This window comes from Oceanicella actignis, from assembly GCF_008124525.1.
GTDB classification, from domain to species: domain Bacteria; phylum Pseudomonadota; class Alphaproteobacteria; order Rhodobacterales; family Rhodobacteraceae; genus Oceanicella; species Oceanicella actignis.
In genome coordinates, this window is the sequence record NZ_VNHJ01000002.1 from 424,907 (window position 1) to 440,420 (window position 15,514).

A 15,514-nucleotide genomic window follows, 5' to 3' on the forward strand; every position below is an offset into this window, starting at 1 on the left:
GCCCGCAAGCTCGCCCGCCGCGCCCGTCTTCGCGCCCTCGCCCTCTCCCGGCGGCGGCCGGACGCAGGCGACAAGGTCCGCCCCGCCCGACAGCCTCTCCGCCAGCTCGCCGGCGCGCCCGGCCGCCAATCCTCGCGCCAACCCGGTCGGCGATCGCGGCGCCAACAGCGGCCGCGCGCCCCGGGCGCTGATGCCGGGCGCGAACCTGCCGCTGGCCGGCCCGCCGCCGCGGGTTCTGATCGGCCGCGCGCCCTTGCGCGCCGATTCCGTCGGGCGCGCCGCGGCCCGGCGGGCGGGTTGGCGCATGGTCTTCGAACCGACCCGCGCGCCGCGGCGCGAGCCCTTGATGGGCTGGCTGAGCTCGGACGACCCGCTGGCGGGGCTCGAGCTGCGCTTCGACGACCTCGACGCGGCCATCGACTTCGCCGAGCGCCGGGGCTGGGAATGGACCGTGCTCGAGCCGCCGCCGCGCGCGCCGCGGCGCTGACGCATGCCGGGGGCGCATCGCCGGGCGCGCCGCGCCGCGAGCGATGCGCGCCGGGCGCTCGGCCGCGCCGACGCGCGCCGCCGCCGCGCCGGTTGGCCGCGGTCCCTCGCGTCGCCCGGGGCGGCGCGCCCCGGACCAGGCGCGCGGCGTCGATCCCCGGGGCCGATGCGCAGCGCCGGCGCGCCGCGGCGGACCAATGGGGCAAGGCGCGCCGCCGCGCCGGACGGCCGCGCTCCGTCGCATCGCCCGGGGCGGCGCGGCCCGGACCAGGCGCGCGGCGTCGATCCCCTGGACCGACGCGCAGCGCCGATGCGCGGCGGCAGGCGCAGGGCGCGCCGCGGCGCTTCAAAATCCGGCCGCGCTGGCGCACAGTGCGGCCATGAGCGACGCGCCACCCCCCGAATCCCCACCCCCCGAGTCCCCGCCGCCCGACGCCTCGGGGCCGGCCGCGCCCCCGCCCGGGGCCGCGAAGCCCGTCCGCGCCCGCGGTCGGCCCGAGATCCTGTTCCCGCTCTTCTCCGAGGTCACGCGGCTCGACGGCGTCGGACCCAAGACCGCCAAGGCCCTGGCGCGGGCGGGAATCACGCGTCCGCGCGACATGCTCTTCACCCTGCCGCACGGCGTCGTCGACCGCCGCCGGCGCCCCGAGCTGGGCGCCCCGGACGAAGGCGAGGTCGTCACGCTCGAGGCGACGGTCGAGGCGCACCTGCCGCCGGCCTCGCGCGGGCGCCCGCACCGCGTGCGCATGCGCGACGCGGCGGGGCGCGGCTTCGAGCTGGTCTATTTCCACGCGCGCCGCGACTGGCTGGAAAAGCTGCTGCCCGAAGGGGCGCGACGGCTGGTCTCGGGCCGCGTCGAGCGCTTCGGCGAGCGCATCCAGATGCCCCATCCCGACCACGTCCTGCCCCCGGACGAGGCGGACGCGCTGCCGACCTTCGAGCCGGTCTATCCGCTGACCGAGGGCGTGGGGCAAAAGCTGATGCGCCGCGCGGCGCAGGCGGCGCTGGCGCTGGCGCCCGAGCTGCCCGAATGGCTCGACCCGGCGGCGATGCGCGCGCGCGGCTGGCCCGCATGGCGCCAGGCCCTGGCCGACGCTCATGCCCCCGGGCCGCCCGGAACCGACCGCGCCCGCGCCGCCGCCCGCGCGCGCGAGCGCCTGGCCTATGACGAGCTGCTCTCGCACCAGCTGACCCTGGCGCTGGCCCGCGCCGCGCGCCGCAAGCGCAAGGGCAGGCCGACCCGCGGCGATGGGCGGCTGCGCGCCAAGGCGCTTGCGGCGCTGCCCTTCGCCCTGACCGGCGCGCAGCGGCGCGCGATCGACGAGATCGCCGCCGACATGGCCTCGGACCGGCGCATGAACCGCCTCTTGCAGGGCGACGTGGGGGCGGGCAAGACGCTGGTCGCGCTCATGGCCATGCTGATCGCGGCCGAGGCGGGGGGGCAGGCCGCGCTCATGGCGCCGACCGAGATCCTGGCCCGCCAGCACCTGGCCAGCATCGCGCCCCTGGCGCGCGCGGCTGGGATCGAGCCGGTTCTGCTGACCGGCCGCGACGGCGCCGCCGAGCGCCGGCGCAAGCTGGCCGCCATCGCACAGGGCGCGCCGATCGTTCTGGGCACGCATGCGCTGTTCCAGAAGGACGTGGCCTTCGCCGATCTGCGCCTTGCGATCGTGGACGAGCAGCACCGCTTCGGCGTGCGCCAGCGCATGGAGCTGGGCGAGAAGGGCCGCCGCGCCGACGTGCTGGTCATGACCGCAACGCCCATTCCGCGCTCGCTGGCGCTGGTCGGCTATGGCGACATGGACGTCTCGATGCTGGACGAGAAGCCGCCCGGGCGCAAGCCCGTGCGCACCGCGCTGGTCAGCGCCGCCCGGCTGGACGAGGTGGTCGCGCATCTGCGCCAGGCCGTCGCGGGCGGGCGGCGCGCCTACTGGGTCTGTCCGCTGGTCGAGGAAAGCGACGCGGTCGCGCTGACCGCCGCCGAAAGCCGCTGGCGCGCCCTGCGCGAGGAGATCGGCCCGGGCGTGGCGCTGGTCCACGGCCAGATGCCGCCCGAAGAGCGCGACGCCGCCATGGCCGATTTCGCCGCCGGCCGCGCCCAGGTGCTGGTCGCGACCACGGTGATCGAGGTGGGGGTGGACGTGCCCGAGGCCTCGATCATGATCATCGAGCAGGCCGAGCGCTTCGGCCTTGCGCAGCTGCACCAGCTGCGCGGGCGGGTGGGGCGCGGGGCCGAGGAATCGACCTGCGTGCTGCTTTACGATCCGCCGCTGAGCGGGGCGGCGCGCGCGCGGCTCGAGATCATGCGCCAGACCGAGGACGGCTTTCGCATCGCCGAAGAGGATCTGCGCCTGCGCGGCGCGGGCGACGTGCTGGGCGTGCAGCAGTCGGGTCTGCCCAGGTTCCGCATCGCCGACCTTGAAACGCATGCCGACCTGCTCAAGGCCGCGCAGGACGAGGCGCGGCTGGCGGTGCATGTCGATCCCGCGCTCGAAAGCCCCCGCGGCGAGGCGCTGCGCACGCTGCTCTATCTGATGGAGCGGGACGAGGCGATCCGCCTTCTGTCGGTGGGCTGACCGGGCGCGATCGGGCGGGCGGATTTACGTTCCCTTAATGTTCTTGACCGCGCACGAACGTTGCGCGAACATCGAGGCGGGAACAAACAGGGAATCGGAGAAACCGCCATGGCCGCCATCATCCGCATCGTCTCGGCCGCCGAGCGCGCGCCGCAGGGCGCCGTGCAGGACGCCGCCGCGCTGGCGCTCCTGTGCCTGTTCGCGCTGGCGGGATTCACGCTGAGCGGCCTTGCGTGAAACGCGCCCGGCGCCCTTGACTTCGCCTTGCGGCCGCGCAGGGATGGAGGAAAGGAAACCGGCAGGGCGGCTCAGATGGACGCAACGCACGATCCCCATGGGCTCGAACGCTTTCTCGAGGCGCAGGAGGGCGTGATCGAGCAGGCGATGGACGAGCTCGCGCGCGGGGCCAAGACCGGGTGCTGGATGTGGTTCGTCTTTCCCCAGCTTTCGGGGCTGGGCCGTTCCGAGACGGCGCGCCTCTATGCCATCCGCTCGCGCGACGAGGCGCGCGCCTATCTCGAACATCCGGTGCTGGGGCCGCGCCTGCGCCGCTGCGTCGCGCTGGCCATGTCGCACCCGCGCCTGACGGCGCATGACATCTTCGGCTCGCCCGACGACATCAAGCTGCGCTCGTGCCTGACCCTGTTCGCCGAGGTCGCCGCCCCCGAGGACGACATCTTTCGGCGCGCGCTCGACCGGCTGTTCGCCGGGCGGCCCGATCCGCGCACGCTCACCCTTTTGTGACGTGGGGCGCTCAGCCCTGCGCGCCGGCGCCCGCGGCGATCTGGTCGAGCGCGGCCAGCGTGGCCTCGACGCACAGCATGATCGAGGCGTGGCGGTTCTTGAAGTCGCGCGCGGGCAGCAGGGCCTCGTAATCCTCGAACGGGGCCGAGGGGACGGGGCCGCCTTCCTTGAGCATGGCGCGCAGCTCGTCGCGCAGGCGCGCGATCTCGTCCCGGCTGCGGCCCAGCGCATGCGCCCCCAGGATGGCGGCCGAGGCCTGACCCAGCGCGCACGCCTTCACATCCTGCCCGAAGCGCGCGATGCGCCCATCCTCGGCGTCGAGGTCCACCGTCACCGTCGATCCGCACAGCGGCGAGCGCTTCATCACGCTGGCCTGCGGCGAGTCGAGCCGGCCCAGATGCGGAATGTCGGCCGCAAGCGCCAGGATGCGCCGCGAATACAGGCTGATCAGGTCCTCGCCCGCGTCGGTGGTCTGGTCGGTCATGGCGTCCTCCGCTCGTCTCTTCCCTAGATAGACCGGCGCGCGCAGGTGTAAAAGGCGCAGGTCGCCGCAACGGAGCAAGCCGCATGTCGCAAACCTTCGACCCCGCCAGCCTGAAATTCGACTCGCGCGGGCTGATACCCGCCATCGCGCAGGACCACGAGACCGGCGAGGTGCTGATGATGGCCTGGATGAACGCCGAGGCCGTGGCGCGCACCCTGCGCGAGGGGCGCGTGACCTACTGGTCGCGCTCGCGCCAGGCCTTCTGGCGCAAGGGCGACGAATCGGGCCATGTCCAGCGCCTGGTCGAGATGCGCATCGACTGCGACCGCGACTGCCTGCTGCTGCGGGTCGCGCAGACCGGCCCGGCCTGTCACACCAACCGGCGCAGCTGCTTCTTCACCGTGCTGCGCGACGGCGTCGAGGTGATCGACTCGGCGCCGCTCGACGCGTGAGCGCGCCGCCGCCATCCGCAGGGCGCGGCGCGCAATGGGCCGAGCGCCTTGCCCCGCCCGCCCTCGGGCGCCTTGCGCTGGGGCTGGCCGTGGGCGCGGCGGGCGGCGCGGCGGCGCATGCGGCGGGCGCGCCGCTGGCCTGGATGCTGGGGGCGCTGTTCGCCTGCATGTTCGCCAGCCTGGCGGGCGCGCCGGTCATGGTGCCGATCTGGTTCCGCACCCTGTTTCTGGGCGTGGTGGGGCTGTTCCTTGGCGAAAGCTTCGCCGATCTGCGCGTCGAGGATCTGGCGCGCTGGCCCGTCAGCCTGGCGGCGGCGGCGCTTTATCCGGCGGCGGGGGGCGCGGCGTGCTATGCGCTGTTCCGCGCCGCGGCGCGGATGCCGCGGGCGACGGCGCTGCTTTGCGCGGTTCCGGGCGGGTTGACGGCGGTGTCGCTTTTCGCGGCCGAGGTCGGCGGCGACGAGCGGCGCGTGGCGCTGGCGCAGTCGCTGCGGGTGGCGCTGGTGGTGCTGGCCGCGCCGGTGGTCGCCTTCGGCTGGCTGGGGCTGCCGCGCCCGGCCGCCGCGGGCGCGCATCCGGCGGCGCTGATGTCGGCCCCCGACGCGGCGCTGCTGACGGGCGCGGCGCTGGCGGCGACGTTGCTTGCGGGGCGTTTGCGCGTGCCCTTGCCCTATCTGGTCGGACCGCTGGCGGTCAGCGCCGCGCTGCGGCCCGCGGGGGTCGTCTCGGGCGCCTTGCCCGGCTGGCTGGTCGAGGCGGCGCTGACGGTGTGCGGCGCCTCGATCGGCACGCGCTTCGCGGGGTTCGGGCTGCGGCAGCTTGCGGTCGGCGCGGCGTGGACCCTGGCCGGCACGATCGTGCTTATGGCGGTCAGCTGGGGGTTCGCGGCGGCGGTGGCGGCCCTGACGGGCATCGGGCTGTTCGCCGCGCTGTTGGCCTATGCGCCGGGGGGCGTGGCCGAGATGAGCCTGATCGCGCTGGCCATCGGCGCCGATCCGGCCTTCGTCGCCACGCACCACATGGCCCGCATCCTGACCATCCTGATCGCGCTGCCGGCGCTGGGCGGTCCGCTGCGGCGGTTCCTGGCGGCCGAGGCGGCGCCTAGCGGGGCGAGGCCTGGCGGGCCGGGGGCAGATCCAGCATCCGGCGGATCTGCCCGGGGGTGACGCCCGCGGCGCGCAGCTCGCGCAAGCCCGCGTCGCGGTCGCGCTTGGCCAGCCTGCGCCCGGCCGCGTCGCGGATCAGCCGGTGATGCCGCCAGACGGGAACCGGCAGGCCGAACAGCGCCTGCAGCAGCCGGTGCAGCGGCGCGGCGGCGAACAGGTCCTGCCCGCGCGTCACGTGAGTCACCCCTTGCGCGGCGTCGTCCAGCACCACCGCCAGGTGATAGCTGGCGGCGACGTCCTTGCGCGCCAGCACCACGTCGCCGCAGCGGGCGATCAGCCAGTCGGGGTCAAGGCGCAAGAGCCCCGTTTCGCCGCCGGGGCCGGCGCCCAGCTCGCGCATGCTCAGCCGGCCGACGGCCGACGCGCCCCCCAGCGCCGCGATGGCCGCGCGCATGTCAAGCCGCCAGGCGACCGGCGCGCCCGGCGCCGGGGGCGTGCGGCGGCAGGTTCCCGGATAGGGCGGGCCGTCGGGGCCGCGCCCGTCGGGCAGGGCGGGCATGGCGCCGCCGACCTCCTGCGGGGCGGCCAGGGCCTGGGCGATGTCCTTGCGCGTGCAGGCGCAGGGGTAAAGCAGCCCGCGCGCGCGCAGATCGTCCAGCGCGCGGGCGTAGACCGCCATGCGCTGCGACTGGCGCATGGGCGGCGCGTCCCAGCGCAGGCCGAGCCAGCGCAGATCCTCGATGATCGCCTGCTCGTATTCGGGACGCGCGCGGCCCTGGTCGATGTCCTCGATCCGCAGCAGGAACCGCCCCCCCGCCGCCCGCGCCGCGTCATGGGCCAGGATCGCCGAAAATGCGTGCCCAAGGTGCAGGAACCCGTTGGGCGAGGGGGCGAAGCGTTCGACATGCTCGGCGGGGCGGCTCATGGCCGGGATCTAGGCCCGACCGGCCGGCGGCGCAAGCGCGCCGGCGCGTCCTCATGCGCCGAGGGCCGAGACGCCGGCGCGCGCGGGCGGGGCATCGCGCTCTTGACCCCGGCTGCGCGCGCGTATCGGATGCAGGCATGAGCGTGCGCGTCATCAAGGGCGAGGATTGCATCCGCGAGGGGGCCGAGTGGCTGGCCGCGCGCGAGCCGCGCTTTGCGCATGCGCTCGAGGTCGCCGGCCTGCCGCCGACCCGCCTGCGACCCGACGGCTTTCCCGCGCTGGTCTCGGCCATCGTCTCGCAACAGCTTTCGGTGGCGGCGGCGAACGGCATTCTGGGGCGGCTGCGGGCCATCGGCGCCGACACGCCCGAGGGGCTGATGGCGCTGGACGACGAGGCGTTGCGCGCCTGCGGGCTTTCGCGCCCCAAGATCCGCTATCTGCGCGGCGCGGCCGAGGCGGGGCTGGACTTCGCCGCCTTGCGCGCCATGCCCGACGAAGAGGCCGCCGCCGCGCTCGTCGCGCTCAAGGGCGTGGGGCGCTGGACGGCCGAGATCTACCTGATGTTCAGCCTTGGCCGCGCCGACGTCTTCGCCCCGGCCGATCTGGCGCTGCAGGAGGCGTCGCGCGCGCTGTTCGATCTGCCCGCCCGTCCGGCGCCGCCCCAGCTGGCCGCGATGGCCGAAGCCTGGTCGCCCTGGCGGGCGGTGGCGGCGCGGCTGCTTTGGGCGTATTACCGGGCCGTCAGGAACAGGGAAGGGATCACCTGAAATGTCTTACCTAGCAGGGCCTTCGCGCCAGCCGCGCTCGGGCGTGACCGAGTCGGTCGTCATCTTGCTTCACGGCTACGGCGCCGATGGCGAGGATCTGATCGGCATCGGCGACGCGCTGGCCGACCACATGCCCAACACGCTGTTCATGGCGCCCGACGCGCCCGAGCCCTGCTCGATCAATCCCATGGGGCGGCAGTGGTTCCCGATCCCGTGGATGGACGGCTCGACCGAGGCGCAGATGGCCGAATCGTTCGACCGTTCGGTGCGGCTGTTGCACGCCTATCTCGACTCGGTGGCCGAGGAGACGGGCGTGCCTGCGGCGCAGACGGCGCTGATCGGCTTCAGCCAGGGCACGATGATGGCGCTGCATGTGGGCCTGCGCCGGCCCGAGCAGCTGGCCGGGATCGTCGGCTTCTCGGGGCGGCTTCTGGCGCCCGAGCGCCTGCCCGCCGAGCTGGCCTCGCGCCCGCCGGTGCTGCTGGTCCATGGCGACATGGACGAGGTGGTGCCGCCCTCGAGCCTTGACGAGGCCCGCGAGGCGCTGGCCGACGCCGGCGTTCCGGTGGCCACGCATGTCTCGCGCGGGATGGGGCATGGCATCGCGCCCGACGGGCTGGGGCTTGCGCTGCGCTTCCTGCAAGAGCGGCTGGGCTGAGCCGCCCCCCCAACGCACGCACCGCCGATCCCCTCCGGCACGCGCAGGCGCCGCGCGCGGAACCGGACTCCGGCCGCGCGCCGGGCCCCTGTCGCCGGACCGTCATCATTTCGACGCTTGTCCGTCGCCGATGCGCATATATAGTTTTCCTGCATCGGGACGGGCGGGTCCCGTCTCGAACGTGGCCAGGGGCGCTTCGGGATGGGAGGGAATTCGCGTGCGGCACGATCCATATCTTGAGGGCTTCGTCCGAAGTCCCGCGCGGCTCCGGGATCATCCGGCGCTCGTGCTCAACGCCGATTACAGGCCGCTTTCATACTTCCCGCTGTCGCTCTGGCCATGGCAGGAAGCCGTGAAGGCGGCCTTTCTCGATCGCGTGACCGTGGTGGCCGAGTATGACGAGGTCGCGCGCAGCCCCTCGACCGAGTTCCGCCTGCCCTCGGTGGTGGTGCTGCGCGAATACGTCAAGCCCGGCCGCATGGCGGCCTTCACGCGCTTCAACGTCTTTCTGCGCGACGAGTTCCGCTGCCAGTATTGCGGCGCGACGGGCGATCTGACCTTCGATCACGTGATCCCGCGCGCGCGCGGCGGGCGCACGACCTGGGAGAACGTGGTCGCCTCGTGCGCGCCGTGCAATCTGCGCAAGGGCGCGCGCTCGGTGCGCGAGGCGGGGATGCGCCTGCGCCGCAAGCCCTTCCGCCCCAGCCAGGCGCAGCTGAACGCGGCGGGGCGCAAGTTTCCGCCGAACTACCTGCACGAAAGCTGGATGGATTACCTGTATTGGGACGCGCCGCTCGAGCCGTAGGCCCGCAGCGCCGCCCAGCCCCACAGCAGCGCCAGCCCCGCCGAGGCGAGCCCGTTCCAGCTGGCCATGGACAGGCCGAGGAACTCCCACGCCACCTCGTTGCAGCGCACCACCGGCGCGGCCATGATCTGGCGCAGCAGCTCGTCGGTGTTCAGCGCGCCGTCCGGCCCGCCCGAGCAGGTCTGCGGCCCCTGCCACCAGCCGCGCTCGACGCCGGTGTGATAGAAGGCGATCGCCGCGCCGGCCGCCATGCTCAGCGCCCCCGCCGCGCACAGCCATGCGCGCGCGCCCAGCGCCAGCGCCGCCGCGCCCAGCGCGATCGCCGCCGCATGGGGCCAGCGTTGCCAGATGCACAGCTCGCACGGGGCCAGCCCGCCAAGATGCTGAAATCCGAACGCGCCGGCCAGCAGCGCCGCCGAGCCGAGCGACGCGATAAGCGCCAGGCGCCGGGGGGATGGATGCAGGGTCATAGAACGCGCCTCGCCACGATGAAGCCTCCGATCAGCAGCACGACCGAGACCGTGAAGACCAGCCCGAGCCGGCGCTCGATGAAGCCGCGGATGGGCGGGCCGAAGCGACGCAGCAACGCCGCCAGCACGAAGAATCGCAGGCCGCGCGCGACGGCCGAAGCGATCATGAACAGCCCGAAATTCAGCCCCGTCGCCCCCGAGAAGATGGTGATGACCTTGTAGGGAAAGGGGGTGACGCCGGCGATCAGCACCGCCCAGAAGCCCTGCTCGTTATAGGCCTGGCTGATGCGCATGAAGTCGTCGGCCTTGCCGTAGAATTCCAGGACCGGGCGCCCGATCGTCTCGAACATCGCCGCGCCGATCAGCCATCCCATCGCCCCGCCCGCCACCGAGGCCGCCGTGCACACCCCCGCGATCAGCCAGGCGCGGTGCGGCGCGGCCAGGATCATCGGAATCAGCAAGACGTCGGGCGGGATCGGAAAGACCGAGCTCTCCACGAAGCTGACCAGCGCCAGCGACCAGAGGGCGTAGGGTTTTCCGGCCTGGCGCAGAACCCAGTCGTAGAGCGATCTCAACATGCGCTCCGCATAGCAACGCCCCTCGCCCTTGTCCATCGCCGGGCGCAGGATGCGGTTGACCGCCGCCGGCGCGCGCCTATAGTCGCCTCGGTCGCCCGGATGGCGGAACTGGTAGACGCAGCGGATTCAAAATCCGCCGAGCTGACACTCGTGTGGGTTCGAGTCCCACTCCGGGCACCAGCGGACACCCGAAATCGACGCGCATGCGAAACGGCGCCGGGCTGTCGGCCCGGCGCCGTTCGCGAGGCGGCGGCGATCAGGACGCGCGATCAGGACGCGCGGCGGCGGCGGCGGTTCTCGCGCCCGCCGCGGGCGCCGACCGGGGCCTCGCCCTCGGGCGTGGCGGGCTTGTTGTGGCGGATCCACTCGGCGCCGTGGGGGTCGTTGTTCATCAGCAGGTTGGCCGCGCGCACGGCCTCCATCTCCTGCGGGCGGACCGGGTTCATGATGGCCGAGGTCATGCCCGAGGCGATGGCCATGGGCAGGAAGGCGGCGTTGATGCCGTGCCGGTTCGGCAGTCCGAACGAGATGTTCGACGCGCCGCAGGTGGTGTTCACCCCCAGCTCCTCGCGCAGGCGGCGCACCAGCGCGAACACCTGGAGCCCCGCCGTGGCCATGGCGCCGATGGGCATGACCAGCGGATCGACCACGATGTCATGCGCCGGGATGCCGTAATCGGCGGCGCGCTGGACGATCTTCTTGGCCACGTTGAAGCGCACGTCGGGATCTTCCGAGATGCCGGTGTCGTCGTTCGAGATCGCCACCACCGGCACGTTGTATTTCTTGACCAGCGGCAGGATCGCCTCGAGCCGCTCCTCCTCGCCGGTGACCGAGTTGAGCAGCGGGCGTCCATGCGCCGCCTCGAGCCCGGCCTCGAGCGCGGCGGGCACCGAGCTGTCGATGCACAGCGGCACGTCCACCAGCGACTGGACCAGCTCGATCAGCTTGCGCATGAGCGGCGGCTCGGTCTCGTTGGGGTTGGGGTTCGAGTTGTAGACCACCCCCGCATTCACATCGAGCATGGTCGCACCGCAGGCGACCTGCTCGAGCGCGTCCTTCTCGACGGTCGAAAAGTCGCCCGCCTCGAGCTCGGCGGCCAGCTTCTTGCGGCCGGTCGGGTTGATCCGCTCGCCGATCACGCAAAAGGGCTGGTCGAAGCCGATGATGGCGGTTTTCGTCCGGGATTCGACGATGGTGCGGGTCATGTGGGCCTTTTTCCTCGAAGCTTGGGCGCGGGGCCGCGCCCCGCGCAGGTCTGGATGCGAGCGCCTCAGCCGGCCACCGCGGCCGCGCGCGCGCCGCGCCGGTGGGCGTTGATGTATTCGGCGGTCTTGTCGATGCCGCCGAGCGGGAAGAAGTGCACCGCCTCGACCGCGAAGTCGGGATGCGCGGCCTTGTGCGCGGCCAGATCGCGCAGGATCTCGTCGGGCGCGAAGGGCAGCATCAGCTTGGTCACGTCCGCCGCCCGGCGCTGCAGCACGCGCAGCGAGGGGCCGACGCCGCAGGCGAGCGAGAACTTGATCAGCGTCTGCAGCTTGGCCGGTCCGGCGACGCCGATATGGATGGGCAGGCCGACGCCCTCGGCCTTGAGCCGCTCGGCCCAGGCGATGACCGGGGCGGCCTCGAAGCAGAACTGGGTGACGATGGCCATGGCCGCGTCGGTGCGCTCGGCGAAGGCCTGCTTCCAGCGCAGGGCCTCCATCACGTTCTTCTCCGAGCCGTCGGGGTCGATGTCGCGGTTGCCCTCGGGGTGGCCGGCGACATGCAGGCGCTCGAAGCCCTCGAACAGGCCGGTCTCGAGCAGCTGCATGGACGAGTGGAATTCGCCGCGCGGCTTGTCCAGCCCGCCGCCCAGCAGCAGCGCCTGCGTCACGCCGGCCTCGCCCTTGTAGCGGGCGATCCAGTCGGCCAGCGTCGCCTTGTCGGCGATGATGCGGGCCGGAAAGTGCGGCATGACGGGAAAGCCTTCGCGCGCAAGCCGCGCGGCGGTGGCGACCATGTCCTCGATCGGCGTGCCGTCGATATGGGCCACATACACCCGCGTGCCGGCCGGCAGGATGGCGGCGAAGCTTTCGACCTTGGCCGCGGTGCGGGGCATGACCTCGATCGAGCAGCCTTCGAGGAAGGCCGCCAGATCGGGGCCGGGGGCGGCCGCGGCGTCGCGCTTGCGGCCCAGGAAGTTCAGCACCTTGCTCATCAGCTCGTCTCCGAACCAGGCGGCCAGACCCGCCGCATGCCGTCCGGCGGGCGCCCCGCCGGCCTTACCGTGACGCATCGGCCGCCTGGGCGGCCCAACCGTCGTTTGCGATCAGGGCCTTGAGGCGGTCCTGATCGTATTCCGCCTCGATCCGGGCGGCCTCTGCGGCCGCGGCCTCGGCGTCGTCGCCGGGAACCTCGTAGGGCGCGGCGCGGCGCCACTCGGCCAGATAGGCGTCCGAGTCGCGCGCCCCGATCTTCATCGCGCAGCGGTCGATGGCCTGCTCGAAGCGCTCGCTCAGCTGCGCCTTGGCGCCCCGCCGACCCTTGCCGGCGATCACCTGCGCGGGAATGTCCCGCCAATAGACGATCGTGATCTGGGCCAAGCCGTGCTCCTTCCCTGGCGTCTCGCCGCCCATTACGGCGCAAAAGCGCGCGCGCGGGCGCTTTCGAGCGACTTCATGCGCTGCGGATGCGACATGCCGTCGTCTTTCGCGCGCCGCCGCGCGGGGGCGCCGCGCGCCTGCGTCGTATTTAGCAGTTGAACAGTCGCAAACCACCCCCTAATTTTGCAGTCGCGAAGATTTGCGCAGCGGCGGGGGCCGCGCGCCCGCACCAGCGGAGGACTGCACATGCCCGCCGATTCGGCGCCCGCCATCTCGTTCGAATTCTTCCCGCCGGCGACGCCCGAGGCGACGCTGCGGCTGTGGCGCTCGGTCGAGCGCCTGGCGCCGCTGGGGCCCGAGTTCGTCTCGGTCACCTACGGCGCCGGCGGCGCGACGCGCGACCGCACCATGGCGGCGATCCTGACCATCCGCGACCGCGCGCGGCTGAACGTGGCCGGGCACCTGACCTGCGTCGGCGCCTCGCGCGAGCAGACGCTGGCCGTGGCGCGCGCCTACGCCAAGCTGGGCGTGCGCCGCATCGTCGCGCTGCGCGGCGACCCGCCCAAGGGCGCGGCGCGCTTCGAGCCGCACCCCGACGGCTTCCGCAGCGCGGCCGAGCTGGTGGCGGCCTTGCGCGCGGCGGGCGACTGGAAGATCTCGGTCGCCGCCTATCCCGAGGTGCATCCCGAAAGCCCCAGCCTGGCGGCCGATCTGGACAACCTCAAGCGCAAGATCGACGCCGGCGCGGACGAGGCGATCACCCAGTTCTTCTTCGACAACGAGGACTATTTCCGCTTCGTCGACGCCGCGCGCAAGGCCGGCATCGAGGCGCCGATCGTGCCGGGGGTGCTGCCCATCGAGAACTTCAAGCGCATGAGCAACTTCGCCGCGCGCTGCAAGGCGCGGGTGCCCGACTGGATGGCCAAGGCGTATGAGAACGCCGACGAGCTTGGCGTGACCGAGCTTCTGTCCGCCGCCATCTGCGCCGAGCAGTGCGAAGAGCTGCTGGCCCAGGGCGCGCCGCGGCTGCATTTCTACACGCTCAACAATCCCGATCTGACCTTTTCGGTCTGCCGCGCCCTCGGAGTGCAGCCGACGCCCATGCAGATCGCCGCGCAGGGCTGCGGCTGAGCCTTTTCGCGAAAACGCAACCGGCGCGGACCGTTCGGGATCCGCGCCGGCCTTGTCGCCGAAGCCTCGGGCGCTTCGGCATCGTCGCCCCCCGCCTATTCGGCGGCCAGCGGCCGTTCGCCCTCGAGCAGACGATCCGCGTCGCGCCCTCGCGCGTCGCCCGGATCCCCAAACGTCCAGTCAAAGGCAAGCAGCCGCGCATGAGGCGACAATCCTGACAGGCTCTCGCCGAAAGCCAGCTTGAGCCTTGCGACGAGGTCGAGCGCGATCTCGCGCCGGAACCCGACCAGCGGGCGACCGGCAAGCGAGCGGTCGAACTCGGCGATCTCGGTTTCCGCGCGGCGGCGGAACTCGTCCACCGCATGGCGGCGCGCGCAGGCCACCGCGTCTCGCGCGCGGCGAAGATGGGCCGCGACGGCCGGGTCCTCGCGGATCGCGAGGTCCAGCGCCGCCAATGGCGCGCGCGCCGGCGCCAGGCCCCGCGCCGCGGGAAAGACGATCATGCCCTGCGTGAAATCCGCTTCGAATAGCGCGGGCTCTGCCGGGTCGGGGGCGTGCGCGACGATCGCGCGGAAGTCTCCGCTCAGACGGCACAGACCGGGGTCGCCGAAGGCATCCAGCGCGCTGCGCGCCTGGCGCATGGCCTCGAGCGCATCGGGGCCGGTCTCGACATCGCGCCGCACGCCGCCGCCGTCCTCTACGACAAGCGCCGCCCTGCCGCGCTCGGCCCCGGCGCCCGCGGCGATGGCGATGAGCGCGTCAAGAAGGGTCGGCGGCGCGCTGTGCGCCGGGGGGGCCTTGGCCGCGTTCTCGATGCGCGAGACCACGGCGACCGCCGGCGTCAGCCGCCCCGAGGCCGCGCGCAGGTGACGCGCAAGCGCCGCGTCGAACTCCGAGCGAATGAGCTCGTGAACCTCGTGCGTGAGCGCAAGGCGGCGGCTCCCGGCGGCGGCTTCATGGGCCACCCGAAACGCCAGCGCGCGCGCTGCGATCCCCGAAGCGCCGATCTCGTCGTCGAAAGAGTCGGCGAAATCCTGCGCGTGCGCGTCCGTCATGACGAAGCCTTCCGATCCTTGCGGCGCATCCCGTGCGGCGGGCATGCGGCCTTGATTTTGATGGATGTCGTCGGCGACGCGAACGCGACTACGGAATTGAAAAGCGACTTCGGTGGCAATTATCGGGCAAAACGCCCACTTTCACTCAAATTACGTTCATTATTGGCATGCGCGACGATTCGGTCAAGCGACGCGGGTTACCAAACGTTATCCGCACCCATGGCACGATGTCGGCGCAATCGGAAGGAGACGCGCAATGTCCTGCCCAGCCGCCGCACGGAATGCCTCGGATTTCTCGTCGATGCGCCAGCGACGGCGCGCCGCCGGGAAAACGGCCGGGCGACTGGGCCGCGCGGCCGAAGATGCCGCCTTGCGGCGCTATTGTCGCGCCGGCGCGCGGCCAAGGGCGCGCAACTGGCGCGCGCCGCGCGCCTTCGGCGGCGGCGAGCTGGACCTGGTGATCGATGAGGGTGGAGTGGTCGTCTTCGTCGAGGTCAAGGCGCGGCGCACGCATGACGATGCGCTGTCCTGTCTGACCGCGGCGCAAAGGCGACGCATCCTTGCGGCCGCCGAAGCCTATCTTTGGACCGAAGGGGCCGCGGGCCGCGAGGTGCGCTTCGACCTTGCCCTTTACGACGGGGCCGGAAGGCTTGAGGTGATGAAGAACGTCGCTCTCGACTGAGAGCGACGTTCCT

The 15,514-nt window shown here is 72.8% G+C and carries 19 protein-coding genes and 1 tRNA gene; 12 read left to right on the forward strand and 8 right to left on the reverse strand.

Annotated elements, in window-relative coordinates; genetic code table 11:
• Window positions 1-190: 190 nt before the first annotated feature.
• The 4 genes from LY05_RS15525 to LY05_RS04640 all read left to right on the forward strand — a co-directional run bounded on the left by LY05_RS15525 (window position 191) and on the right by LY05_RS04640 (window position 3,806).
• Window positions 191-487, forward strand: a complete 297-nt coding sequence (locus LY05_RS15525; RefSeq protein WP_282957554.1) for an NADH dehydrogenase ubiquinone Fe-S protein 4 — start codon at window positions 191-193, stop codon at window positions 485-487.
• A 379-nt stretch (window positions 488-866) separates the two neighbouring features.
• Window positions 867-3,062, forward strand: a complete 2,196-nt coding sequence (gene recG, locus LY05_RS04635; RefSeq protein ID WP_148922261.1) for an ATP-dependent DNA helicase RecG — start codon at window positions 867-869, stop codon at window positions 3,060-3,062.
• Window positions 3,063-3,170: 108 nt separating this feature from the next.
• Complete coding sequence (locus tag LY05_RS15530) at window positions 3,171-3,299, forward strand: hypothetical protein (protein ID WP_256598367.1); 129 nt, start codon at window positions 3,171-3,173, stop codon at window positions 3,297-3,299.
• Between the two features lie 75 nt (window positions 3,300-3,374).
• Window positions 3,375-3,806, forward strand: a complete 432-nt coding sequence (locus tag LY05_RS04640; protein ID WP_072746709.1) for a DUF1810 domain-containing protein — start codon at window positions 3,375-3,377, stop codon at window positions 3,804-3,806.
• 10 nt (window positions 3,807-3,816) lie between these two features.
• Here the strand turns inward: LY05_RS04640 and LY05_RS04645 are convergent, their stop codons facing one another.
• Window positions 3,817-4,290 carry an iron-sulfur cluster assembly scaffold protein gene (locus tag LY05_RS04645; RefSeq protein WP_072746708.1) on the reverse strand — a complete coding sequence of 158 codons (474 nt, stop codon included), beginning with the start codon at window positions 4,288-4,290 and terminating at the stop codon, window positions 3,817-3,819.
• A gap of 83 nt (window positions 4,291-4,373) precedes the next feature.
• Here LY05_RS04645 and hisI point away from each other — a divergent pair, with 83 nt between their 5' ends.
• Both hisI and LY05_RS04655 read left to right on the forward strand, forming a co-directional pair.
• Window positions 4,374-4,742, forward strand: coding sequence for a phosphoribosyl-AMP cyclohydrolase (hisI, locus tag LY05_RS04650; RefSeq protein ID WP_148922262.1), 369 nt, complete (start codon window positions 4,374-4,376; stop codon window positions 4,740-4,742).
• Window positions 4,739-5,908 (forward strand): AbrB family transcriptional regulator, encoded by a 1,170-nt coding sequence (locus tag LY05_RS04655; protein ID WP_148922263.1) that lies wholly within the window; start codon window positions 4,739-4,741, stop codon window positions 5,906-5,908. Before hisI ends, LY05_RS04655 begins: the two co-directional genes overlap by 4 nt.
• Here the strand turns inward: LY05_RS04655 and gluQRS are convergent.
• On the reverse strand, window positions 5,844-6,773 hold the full coding sequence (gene gluQRS / locus LY05_RS04660; RefSeq protein ID WP_148922264.1) for a tRNA glutamyl-Q(34) synthetase GluQRS: 930 nt from the start codon (window positions 6,771-6,773) through the stop codon (window positions 5,844-5,846). The genes LY05_RS04655 and gluQRS overlap by 65 nt on opposite strands.
• A 137-nt stretch (window positions 6,774-6,910) precedes the next feature.
• On the opposite strand from gluQRS, the gene LY05_RS04665 reads away from it, so the two are divergent.
• From LY05_RS04665 to LY05_RS04675, 3 genes are all read left to right on the forward strand, one after another.
• On the forward strand, window positions 6,911-7,540 hold the full coding sequence (locus LY05_RS04665; protein WP_072746704.1) for a DNA-3-methyladenine glycosylase family protein: 630 nt from the start codon (window positions 6,911-6,913) through the stop codon (window positions 7,538-7,540).
• A 1-nt stretch (window position 7,541) separates the two neighbouring features.
• Complete coding sequence (locus LY05_RS04670) at window positions 7,542-8,198, forward strand: alpha/beta hydrolase (protein ID WP_148922265.1); 657 nt, start codon at window positions 7,542-7,544, stop codon at window positions 8,196-8,198.
• A 217-nt stretch (window positions 8,199-8,415) separates the two neighbouring features.
• Window positions 8,416-9,003, forward strand: a complete 588-nt coding sequence (locus LY05_RS04675) for an HNH endonuclease (RefSeq protein ID WP_072746702.1) — start codon at window positions 8,416-8,418, stop codon at window positions 9,001-9,003.
• Here the strand turns inward: LY05_RS04675 and LY05_RS04680 are convergent.
• Both LY05_RS04680 and LY05_RS04685 read right to left on the reverse strand, forming a co-directional pair.
• On the reverse strand, window positions 8,970-9,473 hold the full coding sequence (locus tag LY05_RS04680) for a disulfide bond formation protein B (RefSeq protein WP_148922266.1): 504 nt from the start codon (window positions 9,471-9,473) through the stop codon (window positions 8,970-8,972). The two genes, LY05_RS04675 and LY05_RS04680, sit on opposite strands and share 34 nt — an antisense overlap.
• The gene (locus tag LY05_RS04685; protein ID WP_072746940.1) at window positions 9,470-10,051 is read right to left on the reverse strand and encodes a YqaA family protein; all 582 of its coding nucleotides are present in this window, start codon (window positions 10,049-10,051) and stop codon (window positions 9,470-9,472) included. The genes LY05_RS04680 and LY05_RS04685 overlap by 4 nt, the downstream gene beginning before the upstream one ends.
• Window positions 10,052-10,144: 93 nt before the next feature.
• Between LY05_RS04685 and LY05_RS04690 the strand changes: the two genes are divergently transcribed.
• Window positions 10,145-10,231 (forward strand) — tRNA-Leu (locus tag LY05_RS04690).
• An 89-nt stretch (window positions 10,232-10,320) separates the two neighbouring features.
• Here the strand turns inward: LY05_RS04690 and LY05_RS04695 are convergent.
• The 3 genes from LY05_RS04695 to LY05_RS04705 all read right to left on the reverse strand — a co-directional run bounded on the left by LY05_RS04695 (window position 10,321) and on the right by LY05_RS04705 (window position 12,633).
• Entirely contained in the window at window positions 10,321-11,256 is a 936-nt protein-coding gene (locus LY05_RS04695; protein WP_148922267.1) for a methyltetrahydrofolate cobalamin methyltransferase, read from the reverse strand.
• A 65-nt stretch (window positions 11,257-11,321) separates the two neighbouring features.
• Window positions 11,322-12,248 (reverse strand): methylenetetrahydrofolate reductase, encoded by a 927-nt coding sequence (locus LY05_RS04700; RefSeq protein WP_148922373.1) that lies wholly within the window; start codon window positions 12,246-12,248, stop codon window positions 11,322-11,324.
• Window positions 12,249-12,312: 64 nt separating this feature from the next.
• Complete coding sequence (locus LY05_RS04705) at window positions 12,313-12,633, reverse strand: virulence factor (protein ID WP_091764109.1); 321 nt, start codon at window positions 12,631-12,633, stop codon at window positions 12,313-12,315.
• Between the two features lie 246 nt (window positions 12,634-12,879).
• Here LY05_RS04705 and metF point away from each other — a divergent pair, with 246 nt between their 5' ends.
• Window positions 12,880-13,764, forward strand: a complete 885-nt coding sequence (gene metF, locus LY05_RS04710; protein WP_072746697.1) for a methylenetetrahydrofolate reductase [NAD(P)H] — start codon at window positions 12,880-12,882, stop codon at window positions 13,762-13,764.
• Window positions 13,765-13,859: 95 nt separating this feature from the next.
• On the opposite strand, the gene LY05_RS04715 is transcribed toward metF, so the two are convergent.
• Window positions 13,860-14,819: a hypothetical protein gene (locus tag LY05_RS04715; RefSeq protein WP_148922268.1), complete on the reverse strand. Its 960-nt coding sequence runs from the start codon at window positions 14,817-14,819 to the stop codon at window positions 13,860-13,862.
• Between the two features lie 301 nt (window positions 14,820-15,120).
• Between LY05_RS04715 and LY05_RS04720 the strand changes: the two genes are divergently transcribed.
• Entirely contained in the window at window positions 15,121-15,501 is a 381-nt protein-coding gene (locus LY05_RS04720; protein WP_072746695.1) for a YraN family protein, read from the forward strand.
• Window positions 15,502-15,514 lie beyond the last annotated feature (13 nt).

Excerpts from the sequence above, each read along its gene's own strand:
- LY05_RS15525 (WP_282957554.1), top strand. The coding sequence starts at position 191 with ATGCCGGGCGCGAACCTGCCGCTGGCCGGCCCGCCGCCGCGGGTTCTG.
- recG (WP_148922261.1), top strand. The coding sequence starts at position 867 with ATGAGCGACGCGCCACCCCCCGAATCCCCACCCCCCGAGTCCCCGCCG.
- LY05_RS15530 (WP_256598367.1), top strand. The coding sequence starts at position 3,171 with ATGGCCGCCATCATCCGCATCGTCTCGGCCGCCGAGCGCGCGCCGCAG.
- LY05_RS04640 (WP_072746709.1), top strand. The coding sequence starts at position 3,375 with ATGGACGCAACGCACGATCCCCATGGGCTCGAACGCTTTCTCGAGGCG.
- LY05_RS04645 (WP_072746708.1), bottom strand. The coding sequence starts at position 4,290 with ATGACCGACCAGACCACCGACGCGGGCGAGGACCTGATCAGCCTGTAT.
- hisI (WP_148922262.1), top strand. The coding sequence starts at position 4,374 with ATGTCGCAAACCTTCGACCCCGCCAGCCTGAAATTCGACTCGCGCGGG.
- gluQRS (WP_148922264.1), bottom strand. The coding sequence starts at position 6,773 with ATGAGCCGCCCCGCCGAGCATGTCGAACGCTTCGCCCCCTCGCCCAAC.
- LY05_RS04665 (WP_072746704.1), top strand. The coding sequence starts at position 6,911 with ATGAGCGTGCGCGTCATCAAGGGCGAGGATTGCATCCGCGAGGGGGCC.
- LY05_RS04670 (WP_148922265.1), top strand. The coding sequence starts at position 7,542 with ATGTCTTACCTAGCAGGGCCTTCGCGCCAGCCGCGCTCGGGCGTGACC.
- LY05_RS04680 (WP_148922266.1), bottom strand. The coding sequence starts at position 9,473 with ATGACCCTGCATCCATCCCCCCGGCGCCTGGCGCTTATCGCGTCGCTC.
- LY05_RS04685 (WP_072746940.1), bottom strand. The coding sequence starts at position 10,051 with ATGTTGAGATCGCTCTACGACTGGGTTCTGCGCCAGGCCGGAAAACCC.
- LY05_RS04695 (WP_148922267.1), bottom strand. The coding sequence starts at position 11,256 with ATGACCCGCACCATCGTCGAATCCCGGACGAAAACCGCCATCATCGGC.
- LY05_RS04700 (WP_148922373.1), bottom strand. The coding sequence starts at position 12,248 with ATGAGCAAGGTGCTGAACTTCCTGGGCCGCAAGCGCGACGCCGCGGCC.
- metF (WP_072746697.1), top strand. The coding sequence starts at position 12,880 with ATGCCCGCCGATTCGGCGCCCGCCATCTCGTTCGAATTCTTCCCGCCG.
- LY05_RS04715 (WP_148922268.1), bottom strand. The coding sequence starts at position 14,819 with ATGACGGACGCGCACGCGCAGGATTTCGCCGACTCTTTCGACGACGAG.
- LY05_RS04720 (WP_072746695.1), top strand. The coding sequence starts at position 15,121 with ATGCGCCAGCGACGGCGCGCCGCCGGGAAAACGGCCGGGCGACTGGGC.